General features: G+C 65.9%; 11 protein-coding genes. 7 read left to right on the top strand and 4 right to left on the bottom strand.

The window, feature by feature from the left end; all coding sequences use genetic code 11:
- Positions 1-40: 40 nt before the first annotated feature.
- Genes QMF22_RS11445 through def form a run of 3 tightly spaced genes read left to right on the top strand, consistent with a single transcriptional unit; the run spans position 41 to position 5,361 of the window.
- The gene (locus tag QMF22_RS11445; RefSeq protein ID WP_283453637.1) at positions 41-3,445 is read left to right on the top strand and encodes a pyruvate carboxylase; all 3,405 of its coding nucleotides are present in this window, start codon (positions 41-43) and stop codon (positions 3,443-3,445) included.
- Between the two features lie 36 nt (positions 3,446-3,481).
- Positions 3,482-4,816: a MinD/ParA family ATP-binding protein gene (locus QMF22_RS11440; protein WP_283453635.1), complete on the top strand. Its 1,335-nt coding sequence runs from the start codon at positions 3,482-3,484 to the stop codon at positions 4,814-4,816.
- Positions 4,817-4,869: 53 nt separating this feature from the next.
- Positions 4,870-5,361 (top strand): peptide deformylase, encoded by a 492-nt coding sequence (def, locus tag QMF22_RS11435; RefSeq protein ID WP_283453633.1) that lies wholly within the window; start codon positions 4,870-4,872, stop codon positions 5,359-5,361.
- 242 nt (positions 5,362-5,603) lie between these two features.
- On the opposite strand, the gene QMF22_RS11430 is transcribed toward def, so the two are convergent.
- Positions 5,604-7,436: an AMP-dependent synthetase/ligase gene (locus QMF22_RS11430; RefSeq protein ID WP_283453631.1), complete on the bottom strand. Its 1,833-nt coding sequence runs from the start codon at positions 7,434-7,436 to the stop codon at positions 5,604-5,606.
- 174 nt (positions 7,437-7,610) lie between these two features.
- Between QMF22_RS11430 and QMF22_RS11425 the strand changes: the two genes are divergently transcribed.
- From QMF22_RS11425 to QMF22_RS11415, 3 genes are all read left to right on the top strand, one after another.
- The gene (locus tag QMF22_RS11425) at positions 7,611-8,555 is read left to right on the top strand and encodes an ROK family glucokinase (RefSeq protein ID WP_283453630.1); all 945 of its coding nucleotides are present in this window, start codon (positions 7,611-7,613) and stop codon (positions 8,553-8,555) included.
- Between the two features lie 82 nt (positions 8,556-8,637).
- On the top strand, positions 8,638-9,327 hold the full coding sequence (locus QMF22_RS11420) for a lysophospholipid acyltransferase family protein (protein ID WP_283453627.1): 690 nt from the start codon (positions 8,638-8,640) through the stop codon (positions 9,325-9,327).
- Between the two features lie 99 nt (positions 9,328-9,426).
- Positions 9,427-10,797, top strand: a complete 1,371-nt coding sequence (locus QMF22_RS11415; RefSeq protein WP_283453624.1) for a class II 3-deoxy-7-phosphoheptulonate synthase — start codon at positions 9,427-9,429, stop codon at positions 10,795-10,797.
- Between the two features lie 410 nt (positions 10,798-11,207).
- On the opposite strand, the gene pknB is transcribed toward QMF22_RS11415, so the two are convergent.
- Together pknB and QMF22_RS11405 are read right to left on the bottom strand one after the other, a co-directional pair.
- On the bottom strand, positions 11,208-13,154 hold the full coding sequence (gene pknB, locus QMF22_RS11410; RefSeq protein WP_502846951.1) for a Stk1 family PASTA domain-containing Ser/Thr kinase: 1,947 nt from the start codon (positions 13,152-13,154) through the stop codon (positions 11,208-11,210).
- A gap of 106 nt (positions 13,155-13,260) precedes the next feature.
- The gene (locus tag QMF22_RS11405) at positions 13,261-14,571 is read right to left on the bottom strand and encodes a lytic transglycosylase (protein WP_283453620.1); all 1,311 of its coding nucleotides are present in this window, start codon (positions 14,569-14,571) and stop codon (positions 13,261-13,263) included.
- Between the two features lie 200 nt (positions 14,572-14,771).
- Between QMF22_RS11405 and QMF22_RS11400 the strand changes: the two genes are divergently transcribed.
- Positions 14,772-15,113 carry an Rv2175c family DNA-binding protein gene (locus QMF22_RS11400; protein WP_092339754.1) on the top strand — a complete coding sequence of 114 codons (342 nt, stop codon included), beginning with the start codon at positions 14,772-14,774 and terminating at the stop codon, positions 15,111-15,113.
- A gap of 60 nt (positions 15,114-15,173) precedes the next feature.
- On the opposite strand, the gene QMF22_RS11395 is transcribed toward QMF22_RS11400, so the two are convergent.
- Positions 15,174-16,352: a polyprenyl synthetase family protein gene (locus QMF22_RS11395; protein ID WP_283453614.1), complete on the bottom strand. Its 1,179-nt coding sequence runs from the start codon at positions 16,350-16,352 to the stop codon at positions 15,174-15,176.
- Positions 16,353-16,444: the final 92 nt, after the last annotated feature.

The raw sequence follows: 16,444 nt of genomic DNA, 5'->3' as shown, positions 1-16,444 counted from the left end.
ACCGTTAGCTGTGCGCCCCGTACGCCCTCGAAAGGCTTGCATGTTTGAGAAAATCCTTGTTGCCAACCGCGGAGAGATCGCGATCCGTGCCATGCGCGCGGCTTACGAGCTCGGAGCCAAGACTGTGGCGGTGTTCCCATTCGAGGATCGCAACTCTTTGCACCGTCTGAAAGCCGATGAGGCGTACCAGATTGGTGAGACCGGGCATCCCGTTCGCGCCTATCTCGACGTCAGTGAAATCATCCGGGTGGCCAAGGAATGTGGCGCTGACGCCATCTACCCCGGCTACGGGTTTCTGTCGGAGAACCCTGAGCTCGCCGATGCGTGCGCCCAGGCCGGCATCACCTTCATCGGCCCCGGCGCCGACGTGCTGGAAATGGCCGGCAACAAGGTCACCGCGAAAGAGCACGCTATCGCGGCTGGCGTTCCGGTGTTGAAGTCGACGCAGCCGTCGACCGATGTTGAGCTGTTGATCAGCCAGGCCGACGAAATCGGCTTCCCGATCTTTGCCAAGGCCGTCGCCGGCGGTGGCGGGCGTGGAATGCGCCGCGTCGCCAAGAAGAACGAGCTGCGCGGAGCCCTCGAAGAGGCCATGCGCGAGGCGAACAGTGCCTTCGGCGACTCCACTATGTTCCTCGAGGCTGCGGTGCTGCGTCCCCGGCACATCGAAGTACAGATTCTGGCGGATGCCTCCGGCGAGACTGTGCACCTGTTCGAGCGCGACTGCTCCGTGCAGCGTCGCCACCAGAAGGTCATCGAGATCGCTCCGGCGCCGAACCTCTCCGATGAAATCCGCGTGCAGCTCTACGCCGACGCCATCAAGTTCGCCCGTTCCATCGGCTACGTCAACGCCGGCACGGTCGAGTTTCTGCTCGACACCGTCGGCGAACGCGCCGGCCAGCACGTGTTCATCGAGATGAACCCTCGCATCCAGGTGGAGCACACCGTGACCGAAGAGGTCACCGACGTCGACCTCGTGCAGGCGCAAATCCGCATCGCAGCGGGGGAGACCCTGGCCGCGATCGGTCTCACGCAGGGCGAGATTCGCCTGCGCGGAGCGGCCCTGCAGTGCCGTATCACCACCGAAGACCCCGCCGCCGGGTTCCGGCCCGACACCGGCAAGATCACCACCTACCGGTCACCCGGCGGCGCCGGCATCCGCTTGGATGGTGGCACGGTCAACACGGGCGCGCAGATCAGCCCACACTTCGACTCGATGCTCGCCAAGCTCACCTGCCGCGGCCGTGACTATGCGGCCGCCGTGGTGCGGTCCAAGCGTGCGCTGGCCGAGTTCCGTATCCGCGGCGTCTCCACCAACATTTCGTTTCTGCAGGCGGTGCTCGACGACCCCGACTTCGCCGCCGGCGACCTGAGCACCTCGTTCATCGACGAACGCCCCGAGCTGCTGCGCGGCCGCGAATCTAAGGACCGCGGCACCAAGATTCTCAATTGGCTTGCCGAGGTCACGGTCAACCAGCCCAACGGCGTGCCGCCGACCACGGTGCACCCGCGCGACAAGCTGCCGCAACTCGACATCACGACCCCGGCACCGGACGGGTCCCGGCAGAAGCTGCAGTTGCTCGGCCCGACCGAATTCGCCGCGGATCTTCGCGCCCAGACCGCCCTGGCCGTCACCGACACGACGTTCCGGGATGCCCACCAGTCGCTCCTCGCGACCCGGGTGCGCACCAAGGACCTCGTCGCCGTTGCCCCGTTCGTGGCGCGGCTGACCCCGCAGCTGCTCTCGGTTGAAGCCTGGGGCGGCGCCACCTACGACGTCGCGCTGCGTTTTCTCGGCGAAGACCCGTGGGAACGCCTCGCGAGCCTGCGCGAGGCCCTGCCAAACATCAACCTGCAGATGCTGCTGCGCGGCCGCAACACCGTGGGTTACACCCCGTACCCGACCGAGGTGACCGATGCGTTCGTGCGGGAGGCCACCGACACCGGTGTGGACATCTTTCGCATCTTCGATGCCCTCAACGACGTGTCGCAGATGCGTCCGGCCATCGACGCGGTCCTGAACACCGGCACCGCGCTGGCCGAGGTGGCCGTCTGCTACACCGGCGACCTGCTCGACCCGGCCGAGAAGCTCTACACTCTCGATTACTACCTGCGCCTGGCCGACCAGATCGTCGCCAGCGGCGCCCACGTGATCGGCATCAAGGACATGGCCGGGCTGCTTCGGCCGAGCGCCGCCGAGAAGCTCGTCAGCGCGTTCCGCGAACGCTTCGACCTGCCCGTGCACGTGCACACCCACGACACCCCCGGAGGCCAGCTCGCCACGCTGCTCGCGGCGGCACGCGCCGGCGCCGACGCCGTCGACGTGGCATCCGCTCCGATGGCCGGCACGACCAGCCAGCCTTCGGCATCCTCTCTCGTGGCCGCGCTCGCCCACACCGAGCGTGACACCGGCATTTCTCTCAAGGCCACGACCGACCTCGAACCGTACTGGGAGGCCGTGCGCACACTCTACGGGCCGTTCGAATCCGGCCTCTCCGCGCCGACCGGCCGGGTGTACTCGCACGAGATCCCGGGCGGGCAGCTCTCCAACCTGCGCACCCAGGCCGTCGCGCTCGGCCTGGCCGACCACTTCGAACTGATCGAAGACATGTACACCGCAGCGAACACCATTCTCGGCCGGGTCCCCAAGGTCACCCCGTCGTCGAAGGTGGTCGGCGACCTCGCTCTCTACCTCGCCGCGGTGAAAGCCGACCCGGCCGACTTCGAGCAGAATCCGGGCAACTATGACGTGCCGGAGTCCGTCATCGGCTTCATGGCCGGCGAGCTCGGCGACCTGCCCGGCGGCTGGCCCGAGCCCTTCCGTACCAAGGTACTTGCTGGCCGCAACGTGCGCGTCGGAGTCACCGAGATCACCGCGGGGGAGCGCACCGCCCTCGAAGCGGGCAGTGCAGAGCGTCGCGACATGCTCAACCAGCTGTTGTTCCCGGCGCCGACCCGCCAGTTCGAACAGGTCAAGGAGACTTACGGAGATCTGTCGGTCATCGACACCGTCGACTACCTCTACGGCCTGCAGCAGGGCCAGGAGCACGCCGTCGAAATCGCCAAGGGCGTGCGACTCTACGTGGGCCTGGAAGCGATCGGTGAGGCCGACGACAAGGGCATGCGCACCGTCATGACCATCCTCAACGGCCAACTGCGCCCGGTATTCGTGCGCGACACGAGTATCGATGTGGTGACCAAGATTGCCGAGAAAGCGGATGCCAACCAGCCCGGCCAGATCGCGGCCCCCTTCTCCGGCGTGGTCACCCTGCAGGTCGAGGAGGGCGCCCACGTTGAAGCCGGCCAGAGCGTCGCGTCGATCGAAGCCATGAAAATGGAAGCGGCGATCACCTCACCGATCGCCGGAACGATCGAACGCGTCGCCATCCCGCTCACCCAGCAGGTCGATGCGGGCGATCTGCTCGTGGTTGTGCGTCCGCGCTAAGATTAGGGCCGTTATCGACCAGTTGAGGATGTACCCGTGCCAGACAAACGTACTGACGACCAGAGCGCGCCCGCGCGCCCGGTGTCTGCCGCCAAGCGAACCCGTGACGAGCGCGACGACTATAACAGCGAGTTACCGCCGCACACGATCGACAACCTCGCTGCGTCCCTGCCCGAAAGCTTGAGCGTTCCGATCGAGGTGCCGGCCGGGCCCCGCCGCTCGGTGCCGTCCGTCAACCGGTCTACCGCGGGCACCGGCCTCGACACGACCCGAATCGTGTCCACCCCGGCCACCCACACCGTTGAAATCTCGACTCCGGCACCGGCCCGTTCAGCCGGGGCCAGCTCGGCCATCGAATCACTTTCCCGAGCGGATGCCGCCTCCACCGTTCGGCGCGACCGCATCCGTACCGAAAACAGCACGGCCCCCGAGTCGGCCGCCATGCTCACCTCTGATCGTCTGCTTGCGGTCAACCGCAAGACCCGCAAGGCGCCGCAGGGATCCTGGCCGGAATTCGTCTACGCTCTGACACTGCACCTGGTCAACCTGGGCGACTCCGCCAAGGTTCAGGCCTACAAGGCGATGGACGAGCGCATCCGCCGCCAGTTTGAGGGCGGCACGCGGTTTGTTCCGATCCTCACCCGCAAGGGCGGCGTCGGCAAGACCACGGTCACGACCCTGCTCGGAATGGCCCTGGCTGATGCCCGCGACGACCGCATCATCGCCATCGACGCCAACCCCGACCGTGGCACGCTCTCCGAACGCGTCAGCAAGCAGACTCGCTCCACGGTGCGCGACGTCGTCTCAAAGGCCGCATCGATCGGCAACTTCACCGATTTTTCCGCGCTGGTCTCCCGTGATGAGACCCGCCTCGACATCCTGGCCTCCGACACCGACCCGCTACTCTCCGAGGCGTTCGACGAGAATGACTACAACGTCGTCGCCGACCTCGCTGCCCGATACTACTCGATCGCGCTCACCGACTGCGGTACCGGCATTGTGCACTCGGTGATGCGGGCCACCCTGCAGCGCGCTGACTCCATTGTGATCGTCTCCGGCGGCAGTGTTGACGAGGCCCGTCTGGCCTCTGAGACCCTGACCTGGCTCGAAGCGAACGGCTACGGCGATCTCGTGCGCAACGCGATCGTCGCCCTCAACACCGCCACCCAGGGCACCAACCTCGTTCGTCTCGAAGAAATCGAGTCGCACTTCCGTTCCCGCGTGCGCGAGATCGTGCGCATCCCCTACGACCCGCAGCTTGCCGCCGGAAGCGTCGTGTCGTACAAGGACCTCAAGCCGATCACCCGACTGGCCGCACGTACCCTCGCCGAGCTGGTCGTCGAGGGGCTCCCCACCGACCGCAACCTGTAGCACACCGCGCTCGTTCGACTTTCACACCACCCGCCCTATCGAGGAGTCTCCCCGTGCCCGAACGCCAGATCCGTCTCTTCGGAGATCCGGTGCTGAAGACCGTCTCCGACCCCATCGACGGGATCGACGACCGGGTGCGCAGCCTCGTGCAGGACCTGGTCGACAGCGTGCGTCTGCCCGGGCGGGCCGGAGTTGCCGCTTCCCAGATCGGCGTCAACCTGCGCGCGTTCAGCTACAACGTCGACGGCGTGATCGGTTACATCCTCAACCCCACGGTCGTCGAACTCTCCGGCGAACCCGACTTGGTCGACGAGGGCTGCCTGTCCGTTCCCGGCCTCTGGTACCCCACCCAGCGCTATCCATTCGCCCGTGTCACCGGCATCGACCTCGACAACAATCCCGTCGAACTCTCCGGCACCGGCATCATGGCCCAAGCCTTACAACACGAAACCGATCACCTCGACGGCTTTCTCTATATAGACCGCCTCGACAAGGAGAACCGGAAGGCCGCCATGAAAGAGATTCGGGAGTCGACCTGGTTCTAGCCCCCAGATCTCACCGGCGGCACGGGCGAAGCCTCGAGCAGCGCTCAGCACAGGGAGCGGGGGAAGCGTTTCGCGGAGTTGCGAGCTTTGAGGTCTTCTGGGGAGATCCGAACGCACCTCTCGGATCTCCCCAGAAGACCTCAATGTCTGAGCGGGGAGCGGAATGCCTTCCCCGATCCCGTCCAACCAGAAACTGATCTGAACTCGACCCAGGACCAACGTGAGCCGGTCCCGACCTCAAACTAGTCGCGCAGCGAAATCCCCTCGGTGACCGGCGCGCCAGAGTACATGGCCTCGATCTCACCGGCGAAGTCCCGCAGAATGATATTGCGCTTGATGCTCATCTTCGGCGTCAGATGACCGCTGTCCTCGGTGAGTTCAATCGGCAGCAGCGTGAACTTGCGAATCGACTCCGCCCGCGAAACTCCCTCATTGGCGTGATCGACTGCGCGCTGAATCTCCGCGAGCACAGCCTTATTGACGGATGCCTGCGCGAGCGACATTCCGGCATCCTCTTGATTGTTGTTCAACCACACCGGGAGCATGTCGGGGTCCAGCGTGATCAGGGCGCCGATGAACGGTTTCTGGTCGCCGACGACGACGACCTGGCCGATCAGCGGATTCGCTCGAATGGGGTCCTCGAGCGCGGCCGGGGCCACGTTCTTGCCGCCGGCCGTCACGATGATTTCTTTCTTGCGTCCGGTGATGGTGAGAAAACCGTCAGCGTCGAAGTCACCGATGTCGCCGGTTTTCAACCAGCCGTCGTCGAAGGTGTCCGCCGTGGCCTGCGGGTTCTTCCAGTACTCCTTGAAGACGTTGACGCCCTTCACCTCGATCTCACCGTCATCCATGACGCGCACCGAGACGCCGGGTAGTGGCGGCCCGACCGTGCCGATTTTAGCCCGGGTGGCCAGCCCAACGGTGGCCGGGGCGGTTGTCTCGGTGAGGCCGTAGCCCTCGAGAATGACGATGCCCAGGCTCTTGAAGAAGTGACCGAGGTGGGCGCCGAGCGGGGCCGAACCGGAGACCGCCCAGACGACCCTGCCGCCCATCGCCGCCCGCAACTTGCTGTAGACCAGTTTGTCGAACAGCGCGAACTTGATCCTCATGCCGAGCGGAATCGCCGTTCCGGCCTGCACCAGCTTGGAATGTTCGACGGCCACGTGGGCCGCAGCATCGAAGATCTTGCCCTTGCCGCCAGCAACAGCCTTCTGCTGGGCCGAGTTGTAGACCTTTTCGAACACCCGCGGCACTGCGAGCAGAAAGGTCGGCTGAAAGGTGCCCAGCGCGGCCAGGAGCGTTTTGGTGTCGGCCTGGTGCCCTACGCGCACTCCGGCGTGCACGCACAGTACCGAGATGAACCGGGCGAAGACGTGGGCGGTCGTGATGAAGAGCAGGGTCGAGGCGCCCTCGGGATGAACCAGGACTTCCTTGAGAGCGACCGCAGCATTGCGGCTGGTCTCGAGGAAATTCGCATGGGTGAGCACGCAGCCCTTGGGCTTGCCGGTTGAACCGGAGGTGTAGATGAGGGTGGCCATGTCGTCGCCGACGGCGAGGTTGCGGCGGCGTTCGATCTCAGCATCCGTCACATCAACGCCCGCGGCCACGAGCTTGTCGAGGTCGCCCAGGTCGATCTGCCAGACCGAACGAATGGCGGCCAGCTCAGGGTGCACCTCGTCAAAGCGCGCAAAATGATCTGCGGTTTCAACGATGACCGACATGGCGCCGGAGTCGCTGAGGTTCCACTGCACCTGGCTGGGCGAGCTGGTCTCATAGACCGGTACCAGAATGGCTCCGGCGAACCAGACGGCGAAGTCGATCAGGGTCCACTCGTAGCGGGTCTTGCAGATGAGCCCGATTTTGTCGCCGGGCTCGATGCCGGCGGCGACGAAGCCCTTGGCCAGTGCCACCACCTGGGTGTGAAACTCCCGAGTGGTCACGGGCAGCCACTGGCCGCCTCGCGGGAGCGAGAACAGTACGAGATCGGGAGTCGCATCGAGGCGGTCCATGAGCAGGTCGGTGATGTTGGCGCCAGGATCGGCGGGCACAACGGCGGGGATATCAAACTGTTTCACGGCAACTCCTTTGGTACCGGCTGAACGTGCCAACTGCCCGAACGCTAAAGAATTCTGCGTTGAGCGGGTGTTTCGTCCAGCGGCAAACTGGTTTACTACACTCTAGAGGGTGTCACGGGCAGCGGCCCGGTGCCGCGAGCCCACTTCCAGATCGCCCCGAATGAAAGGTGCCCCGTGCACGCCATAGGTATCGATATCGGGGGCACCAAAATTGCGGGTGCGCTGGTCGACGAGGCGGGCAGCATCATCCGCTCTGACCGGCAGCCGACCACGCCCGGCAACCCGGGGGAGATCGAAGACACCGTCGTCGCCATGATTCTGGCTCTGTCCGAGGGCGAAGATGTCGTCGCTGCGGGGGTGGCCGCGGCGGGGTTCATCGACGCCGCCCAGTCGACCGTGTACTACGCGCCGAACATCAGCTGGCGCAACGAGCCGTTCCGCGACAAGCTCGAGGCTCGGCTCGACCTGCCCATCATCATCGAAAACGACGCCAACGCGGCCGGCTGGGCTGAGTTTCGGTTCGGCGCGGGCCGGCCATACACCGACATGGTCACGCTGACCGTCGGCACCGGTGTCGGTGGGGCGATCGTGACGGGCAATGCCCTGTTCCGTGGCGGCTTCGGTGCCGGCGCCGAACTCGGCCACCTCCGGGTGGTTCCCGACGGGCTGCCCTGCGGCTGTGGCGCGCACGGCTGCCTGGAGCAGTATGGCTCCGGTCGGGCGCTGCTGCGTATCGCGAATGATTTCGCGGATGCCGGCGGCATCGGTCTCGGTCTGGCCGGTGCCAGGGAGCGGCGCGGCAAACTAACCGGCAAAGAGGTGGGGCGTCTTATCCAGGACGGTGACGGCGGCGCCCTCGCGGCCCTGCGCCAGCTCGGCGGCGCCCTCGGGCAGGCCTGCGCGAGCCTCGGCGCGGTGCTCGACCCGCAGGTGTTCGTGTTTGGCGGGGGAGTAGCGGCAGCCGGTGACCTGCTGCTCGAGCCGATTCGCGCGGCCTACCTCGACTACCTGCCGGCGCGCGGCTATCACCCCGAGGCGGAGTTCGCCATCGCCCAGCTGGTCAATGATGCCGGCGTGGTTGGCGCGGCCGATCTGGCCCGGCTGCACGCGGTGCGCTGATCGGGCGCTGTGGCCGGCGGGGCGGCATCCGCTTCGACGCGGCGGGCGGACTAAGCTTTTCTAGTCGGATAAAGGAGTGCGAATGTTCTATTGGATCATGAAGAACATCGTCATCGGCCCGCTGCTGCTCTCGCTGTTTCGACCGTGGATCATCGGCCTGGAGAACATTCCGAAGACCGGCCCGGTCATTTTGGCCAGCAACCACCTGTCGTTCATCGACTCGGTGTTTCTGCCCTTGGTCGTGCCGCGCCGCGTGGCCTTTCTGGCCAAGAGCGACTATTTCACCGGCAAGGGGCTCAAGGGCTGGGCGACCCGGCAATTTCTCACTGCCGCCGGGCAGCTTCCGATCGACCGGTCGGGCGGCAAAGCCTCGGAGGACTCGCTCAACACCGGCCTGCGGGTGCTCGGCGAGGGTCGCATCCTGGGTATCTATCCGGAGGGCACTCGCAGCCCCGACGCCCGCCTGTATCGCGGCCGCACCGGAGTGGCACGCATGGTGCTGGAATCGGGCGTGACGGTCATTCCGGTGGCCATGATTGATACCGAGAAGGCCATGCCGACCGGCACCAGGATTCCGCAGGTGCGGCGGGTCGGCATTGTGATCGGCACACCGCTCGACTTCACCCGCTTTGAGGGAATGGAGGGCGACCGGTTCGTGCTGCGCAGCGTCACCGACGAGCTGATGTACGAACTGCAGCGACTGAGCACACAGGAGTACGTCGACGTCTACGCCTCCTCGGTCAAAGAGAAGCGGGCCAGCCTTTCGCGCTAGGCTGCCAGAAGTGCGCTCTGCGCTTTGCGCGCTGCGGCACCTCATCCATTTCAGGCCGGTACCCGTTGCCGGTCCAGTACAGAAAACAGGAACTATCCCGTGGTAGACCCCACCGAGCCCATTGTTGCCGCAGAAGCCTCTGTCATCACGGGTCTGGACCACTGGCGTACCCTCCCGATCAAGCAGCAGCCGACCTGGCCCGACGCGGCCAAAGTGGCTGCGGCATCCGCTGAACTGGCAACCCAGCCGCCGCTCGTTTTCGCCGGTGAGGTCGACATTCTGCGCGACCGGCTCGCCCAGGCGGCCGGCGGCCAGGGATTCCTGCTGCAGGGCGGCGACTGCGCCGAGACGTTCAGCGGGGCCACGGCCGATCAGATTCGCAACCGGGTGAAGACCGTGCTGCAGATGGCCGTCGTGCTCACCTACGGTGCGTCGATGCCCGTGATCAAGATGGGGCGCATGGCCGGCCAGTTCGCCAAGCCCCGCTCGAGTGACTTCGAAACCCGCGGCGATGTGACGCTGCCGGCGTACCGCGGCGATATCGTCAACGGCTACCCGTTCACGCCGGAGTCGCGTGAAGCCGACCCGGACCGGCTGGTCAAGGCGTACCACACGTCGGCATCGACCCTCAATCTGATTCGCGCGTTCACGCAGGGTGGTTTCGCCGACCTGCGCCAGGTGCACAGCTGGAACCAGGGCTTCGCCAAGAACCCGGCCAACCAGCGTTACGAGGGCCTGGCCAAGGACATCGACCGGGCGATCAAGTTCATGATCGCCTGCGGCGCCGACTTCGAGGCCATGCGTCGCACCGAGTTCTACACCAGCCACGAGGGACTGCTGATGGACTACGAGCGCCCAATGACGCGCATCGACTCCCGCACCGGAACGCCCTACAACACCTCGGCCCACTTCATCTGGATCGGGGAGCGCACCCGCGACCTCGACGGCGCACACGTGGACTTCCTGTCGCGGGTACGTAACCCGATCGGTGTCAAGCTCGGCCCGACCACCTCGACCGACGACATGCTGCGCCTGGTCGACAAGCTCGACCCGAACCGCGAACCCGGTCGCCTGACCTTCATCACCCGCATGGGCTCCGGCAAGATCCGCGACGCCCTGCCGCCGCTGCTCGAAGCGATCAAGGCGAGCGAGGCGACCCCGCTGTGGGTCACCGACCCGATGCACGGCAACGGTGTCACCACGCCGACCGGTTACAAGACCCGTCGGTTCGATGACGTCGTCGACGAGGTCAAGGGCTTCTTCGAGGCACATCGCGCCGTCGGCACGCACCCGGGTGGAATCCACGTGGAGCTCACCGGCGACGACGTCACCGAGTGCCTCGGCGGGTCGGAGCACATCGACGAGGCCGCTCTGGCGACCCGCTACGAGTCGCTCTGCGACCCTCGCCTGAACCACATGCAGTCCCTGGAGCTCGCCTTCCTGGTGGCCGAGGAGCTCGCCGTCCGCTAGCCCCGTCTTGTCGACCGGGCCCGGGCCCGGAAAGCGGGCCCATGATCAATCGCGGGCCCGCTTTCATAAGGTGGGCCCGGTGAGCGGATGCGGCGGGTTGCGTCGTTCCGCCCGGAAGGTTCATGAGGCTACCCGCGTCGGAGACGGGTCATCCGCTCCTCGCCCAAACATTGCGATATTCCGGTGGCCTTGCGCGAAAAGCGTGCGCGAGACCGCCGAAACACCGCAAAACTCGCAACCCCGCGGACAACCCGCCTCCGCCGCTTTCCCAGAGCCGCTCTGAAGCCACGGGTTTCGTCAAGGTGTGAGTTTTGATCGTTACAAGGGCGGCCGAAAATGGCGCGAAACTCACACCTCGGTGATCAAAACTCACGGGTCGGCGAGCGGATGCACAGTAATGATGGGACCAGTTAGAACTGGGGCGTGAGCGCGATCGTGCTGCCCTTGGCGAGGGAGGTGCCGGCGACCGGGTCGGTCGCAGCGACCTTGAGGAGCGCGGAAGGCACGAGGTCCGCACCCGGGTTGTACGTGAGCTTGAAGCCGAGGGCGGTCAACGCGGCCTTGCCGTCGCTCCACGACATACCCACCACATTGGGCACGATGACAGGCTCGGGCCCGCGGGAAATCACCAGGGTGATCGTGGCACCCTCACGAATGGTCCCCTCGGGCACCTGCGACGTGACCACGTCGCCCTCGGCGACCGTGTCGTTGTAGGTCTGCTCTCCCGACACCACGAGCAGATTCTTGCCGACCAGGATGTCGGTGGCCTCGGCAACCGTCTTGCCGTCGACGTTCGGAATGGCCCCGAGCGACACGACCAGGTTCACGGTCAGGCCTTCAAAGTAGGCGCCGCCGGCCGAGACATCGGTGCCGTCGGATTCTTTGCTCGCCGAGATGACCGAACCGTCCGCCACACCGTTGTTGAAGACCGGGTCCACAGCGCCGACGACGGCTTTCAGATCCGTAATCGCAGCGGATGCCGCCTCCTGCGTCAACCCCGCCAGCGCGGGCAGCGTGATCGGCTGCAGACCCTGGGAGACGATGACCGTGACTGTGCTGTCCTGCGGTACGCGACTGCCGGCATCCGGATCGGTGCCGATGACGAGCCCTTCGGCAATGGTGGCGCTGAAGGCACCGGCCAGCTCCGGTGTGAGGCCGAGTTCGATGAGCTTGGCGGACGCAGCCTCGGGCGAGGCCGAGGCGAAGTCGGGCACGGACACGTCTGAGCCCGGTCCGGAGCCGAAGTACCAGCCGGTTCCGCCGAGCGCGGCGGCGAGCAGGATCACCAGGGCGAACAACCAGAAACCGCGACGCTTGCGCTTGTCGGCCTTCTTGCTGAGCAGGTCGCCACTGTCCGGCGGACCGACCGGGCCGGTGCCGGCCGGGTGAATGCCCAGCAGGGTCGCGGCGGGAGGTTTCGTGGGAGCGAGCTTGGCGCCGAGCACCTGGGTTTCGGCATCCGCTACCGCGTTCGCGCCGGTACGCAGGCTGGCGGGCAGCACCATTGTCGACTGCAGGGCGAGTTCCTGGGTACCGCCGCGCACGAGCGCGCTCACGTCGTGCAGCTGGTCGAGCATGACCCTGGCGTCGCGGGGACGGTCCTCCGGATCGCGCGCGGTGGCCCAGAGCACGAGCTCGTCGAGTTCGCGCGGAACCGAGGCGACCTTGCTGCTCGGCATCGGAACGGTGTCGTTGGCGTGCTGGTAGGCGATCTGCATTGGAGCTTCGCCGACATAAGGTTGCTCGCCGGTGAGCATCTCGAAGGTCATGATGCCGAGGGCATAGATATCGCTGCGCGCGTCGGCGATGCCGCGGGTGACGAGTTCGGGGGAGAGATAGGCGATGGTTCCGAGCAGCGCCTGGCCGGTCGCGGTGTTGTTGTTGACCGCCCGCGCCAGTCCGAAGTCGCTGATCTTGATACGGCCGTCATCGGCCAGCAGCACGTTCTCGGGTTTGACGTCGCGGTGCACAATTCCGGCCTTGTGGGCGGCGGCGAGTCCGCTGAGTACGGCTTCGAGAATGTCGAGGGTCTGCTCGGGGGTGAGTCGGCCGTAATCCTTGAGCAGGTCGCGCAGGGTGATGCCGGGGAGGTATTCCATCACGAGGTAGGCCATGTCGGCGTCCTGGCCCTGGTCGAACACGTTCACGACGTTGGGGTGGGCGAGGCGCGCGGCCGACCTGGCCTCCTGAATGAACCGAATCTTGAAGGCGCTGTCGTCGGCGAGATGGCCGTGCATGATCTTGATCGCCACCCGGCGCTCGAGTCGCAGATCGGTGGCGAGGTAGACCGTTGCCATGCCCCCCCGCGCGATGCGCGAGCGCACTTGATACCGACCGTCAATAAGACGGCCGATCATCGGGTCGGTCGAGGGAACGCTCACTCCTTGATTCTACGGAATTCGGCGGCGGCACCAGCGCACGGCGCGCAGGTGCGCGCCATGCGGGTCAGGCCCGGCCGCCCGGCTAGCCGAGCTGGCTGAGCCAGGCCTGCGCGGACGTCTCCCATTTGGCGTAATAGTCGGGGTAGGCCGAGATCTGTACCGCTTGGGCGGCCTGGGTCACGGTCAGCGACTCCCAGCCTGCGATGTCGAGCAGACCGCGGGTCACGTTCGGGTTCGGGTTGCTCGCGCCGCCGAAAAAGGCGAGGCTGGCCCGCACCGGGTCCATGACCTGCTCCGGGGTACCCCAACCGGCACTCGGCCGCTGCTGGAACAGGCCGAGCGAGTCCCGGTCGCCGTAGTCCACGTTGCGCAGCCCGGATTCCTGGGCGGCCGCGGCCAGCGCAACGACGAGACCGGCATTGCTCACGCCGGCGCCCCGACCGACCGACACGATCGTCTGGGCGTTCTGCCGCATCTCCTCGGACATTGGTGTGACCACACCGGCCGTCGCCACCGGGACGGTGACTGCGACGGATGCCGGTGCTAACGTTCCCGGCAGGGTCAAAACCTGTCCGGGGTAGATGATGCTCGACCAGCCGAGGCCATTGGCGTCGAGGACAGCCTGCACACTCACCCCGGCCGCATTGGCCACGGCGGTGATGGTCTCGCCCGACGCGATGGTGTGGGTCATTACTGCGGCAATCTCGGCGACCGGCGCGACGTAGACGGCCGGTTCCAACACTGGTGCCGCGGCAAGCACAATGACTTGGCCGGGAAAGATGACGCTGGCCCGGGTCAAGCCGTTTGCACCCAGGACGTCAGCGGTCTTCAGCCCGTGCGCGGCGGCGATACCGCTGATGGTGTCTCCGCTCTGCACCGAGTAACTGGCAGCGGATGCCGTCGGCGAGGCCGCGACGGCGGTAGGCGCCTCGGTCAGGGTCAAAACCTGGCCCGGAAAAATCAGGGCCCGGGAATCGAGACCGTTCTGCGCCAGCACGGCCACCGTCGACAGACCGAACCGGGCGGCGATGCCGCTCACGGTGTCGCCGTCAACGACCGAATACTGCGCGGGCGCAACCTGAACGGCGGCAGCCACCGCGTTCACCGCGAGAACCGGAGTGGTCTCGGCGAGCTTCGACTTGAGTGGCTTCTTCGCCAATGCCTGAGCCTGGGCCGGCACCGCGAGGTTGAGGCTGATCGCGAGGGTGCTGACCAGCACGATCGGCATGGTCAGCAGTGCCGGGCGGGAATGCGAGTCACCGGGCTTCTTCGCCCGCCGCTTCGCCGCAGCGTCATTGCCAGAGAAGGCCACACCGGCCGTCTCGGGAACGGTTGCGCTTCGTGCGGCGGACGCCGTGGCATCCGTCGTGTTCGTTTTCACCTTGGTAGACATGGTGCTCCGTTCATTGTGCGCACGCGCGCGATCCGTAGAGCGAGTTCGTACAGCATTGCCTCGAATGCAGCAATCCCCACTGCGAGGTTTTCACAATTATGAGGGGGAGTCAATTGAACGTGCGACATGAAATGGCCGGTTCGATAGGAAAAGGCGCTCGAAGGTTTTGCCCCGGACCTAAATCATGGGAAGCTAAAAGGGTGAGTGATGTGTCTTCAGAGCCCGAGTGGCTTACTATTCCTGCCCTAGTCAACCTGCTCGGAATGAGCCAGAGCCGCGTGCGGCACCTGATCGACGACAAGTACCTGTTGGCCATCCGGCGGGACAACGTTGTGTCGGTTCCTTCCCTGTTTCTGCGTGACGGCGCTCCCGTTCCCGAACTTCGCGGCACGCTGTTCGTACTGGCCGACGACGGCTTCACCGACATGCAGGCCATGACCTGGCTGCTCGAGGTCGACGACAGCCTCGGCGTGCCCCCGATCGAAGCCCTTCGGGCCGGTCGCAAGGCCGAGGTGCGTCGGGTCGCCCAGGCACTCGCCTAACCGGGCACTCGCCTGACCGCGCACTCGACCGGACTGGCCGGGGCGCCGTCGCACCGTCCCTCAGAACGCCCGGCGCGTCACCCGATCGGTCAGCTCCAGCAGCTTCTGCCTGGCCCCGGCGCTGATCGGCGCGGTCTCGAGCGCCGCGAGAGCCTCAGCCACCTGGGCTTCGATGAGCGCCTCGACCCGGTCGACGGCACCGCTGGCGCGGATGATTTGCTGCAAGGCACGAATCTGGGCGGTATCGAGCGTGGGGTCGCCGAGCTGGGCGTCGAGCGATGCTCGGTCGGCGTCGCTCATGCGTTCCCGCGCCAGCGCGATCAACACCGTGCGCTTGCCCTCGGTCAGGTCGTCGCCACTCGGCTTACCGGTTACGGCGGCGTCACCGAACACGCCGAGCAGGTCGTCGCGCAGCTGGTACGCCATACCGAGCGGCAGCCCGAAGGAGCGCAACGAGTTCAGCTGGGCGGCCGAGGCTCCGGCCAGGGCTGCGCCGATCACCAGCGGGGCCTGAACGCTGTACTTGGCCGACTTGTAGACGATTACGCGCAGTGCCCGATCGAGCAACTCGGCTTCCGGCTGAGCCAGCCAGGCGCGCTCCTCGAGAATGTCCAGGTATTGCCCGGCCGTGACCTCGGTGCGCATGAAGTTGAACTCGAGCCTGGCACGCCGTGCCGAAGCCCGATCGGCCAATTCGTCGAGTCCCTCGTCGAGCAGCTCATCGCTCCAGCCCAGGAGTAGATCCCCGAGCAGAATCGCCGACGCCCGACCGTACGAGACGGAGTCCCCGGCCCAGCCCTCTCGCTCGTGCAAACTTTCGAACAGCTTGTGGGCGCTCGGAGCTCCGCGACGGGTGTCTGAGTTGTCGATGATGTCGTCGTGCACGAGCGCCGCGGCGTGAAAAATCTCCAGCGCGCTGGCAGCCGAAACCACCGCGGCCAGGCCGGCTGCGGCGGGTGCCGGGGCAGCGGATTCCGCGGCCTCGTCGTGCGCACCGGCTGACCGTTGGCCGGCCGCTGGCTGGCCCGATTCCAGGCCGGAAGCCTGCGGCAGAACGCTCCGCGCACCCCAGTAACAAAACTGGGCTCGAAACCGCTTTCCACCGCTGAGAAACTGCCGTGAGTAGTCGATTAGAGGAGTCAAATCGGAGCTGATCAGGGTCACAATTGGTTCGCGGGACATGAGGTACTCGTTGATGCGAGATTGAACCAAGTCGACCAGGCGTTTGCTTTCAGACACCCGTATAGCCTAGCCATCCCGGCGGGGCTAGAATTAGGTAATTCGAACCGGGTCATTCGATTCTGGTCGGTTCGAATTTGTCTACCCACCCG

Origin of the sequence: Cryobacterium sp. PH31-L1, from assembly GCF_030063145.1 — a bacterium.
GTDB lineage: Bacteria > Actinomycetota > Actinomycetes > Actinomycetales > Microbacteriaceae > Cryobacterium.
The sequence above is the reverse complement of the archived record's forward strand: the minus strand, read 5'-3'. Positions and strand labels throughout refer to the sequence as shown.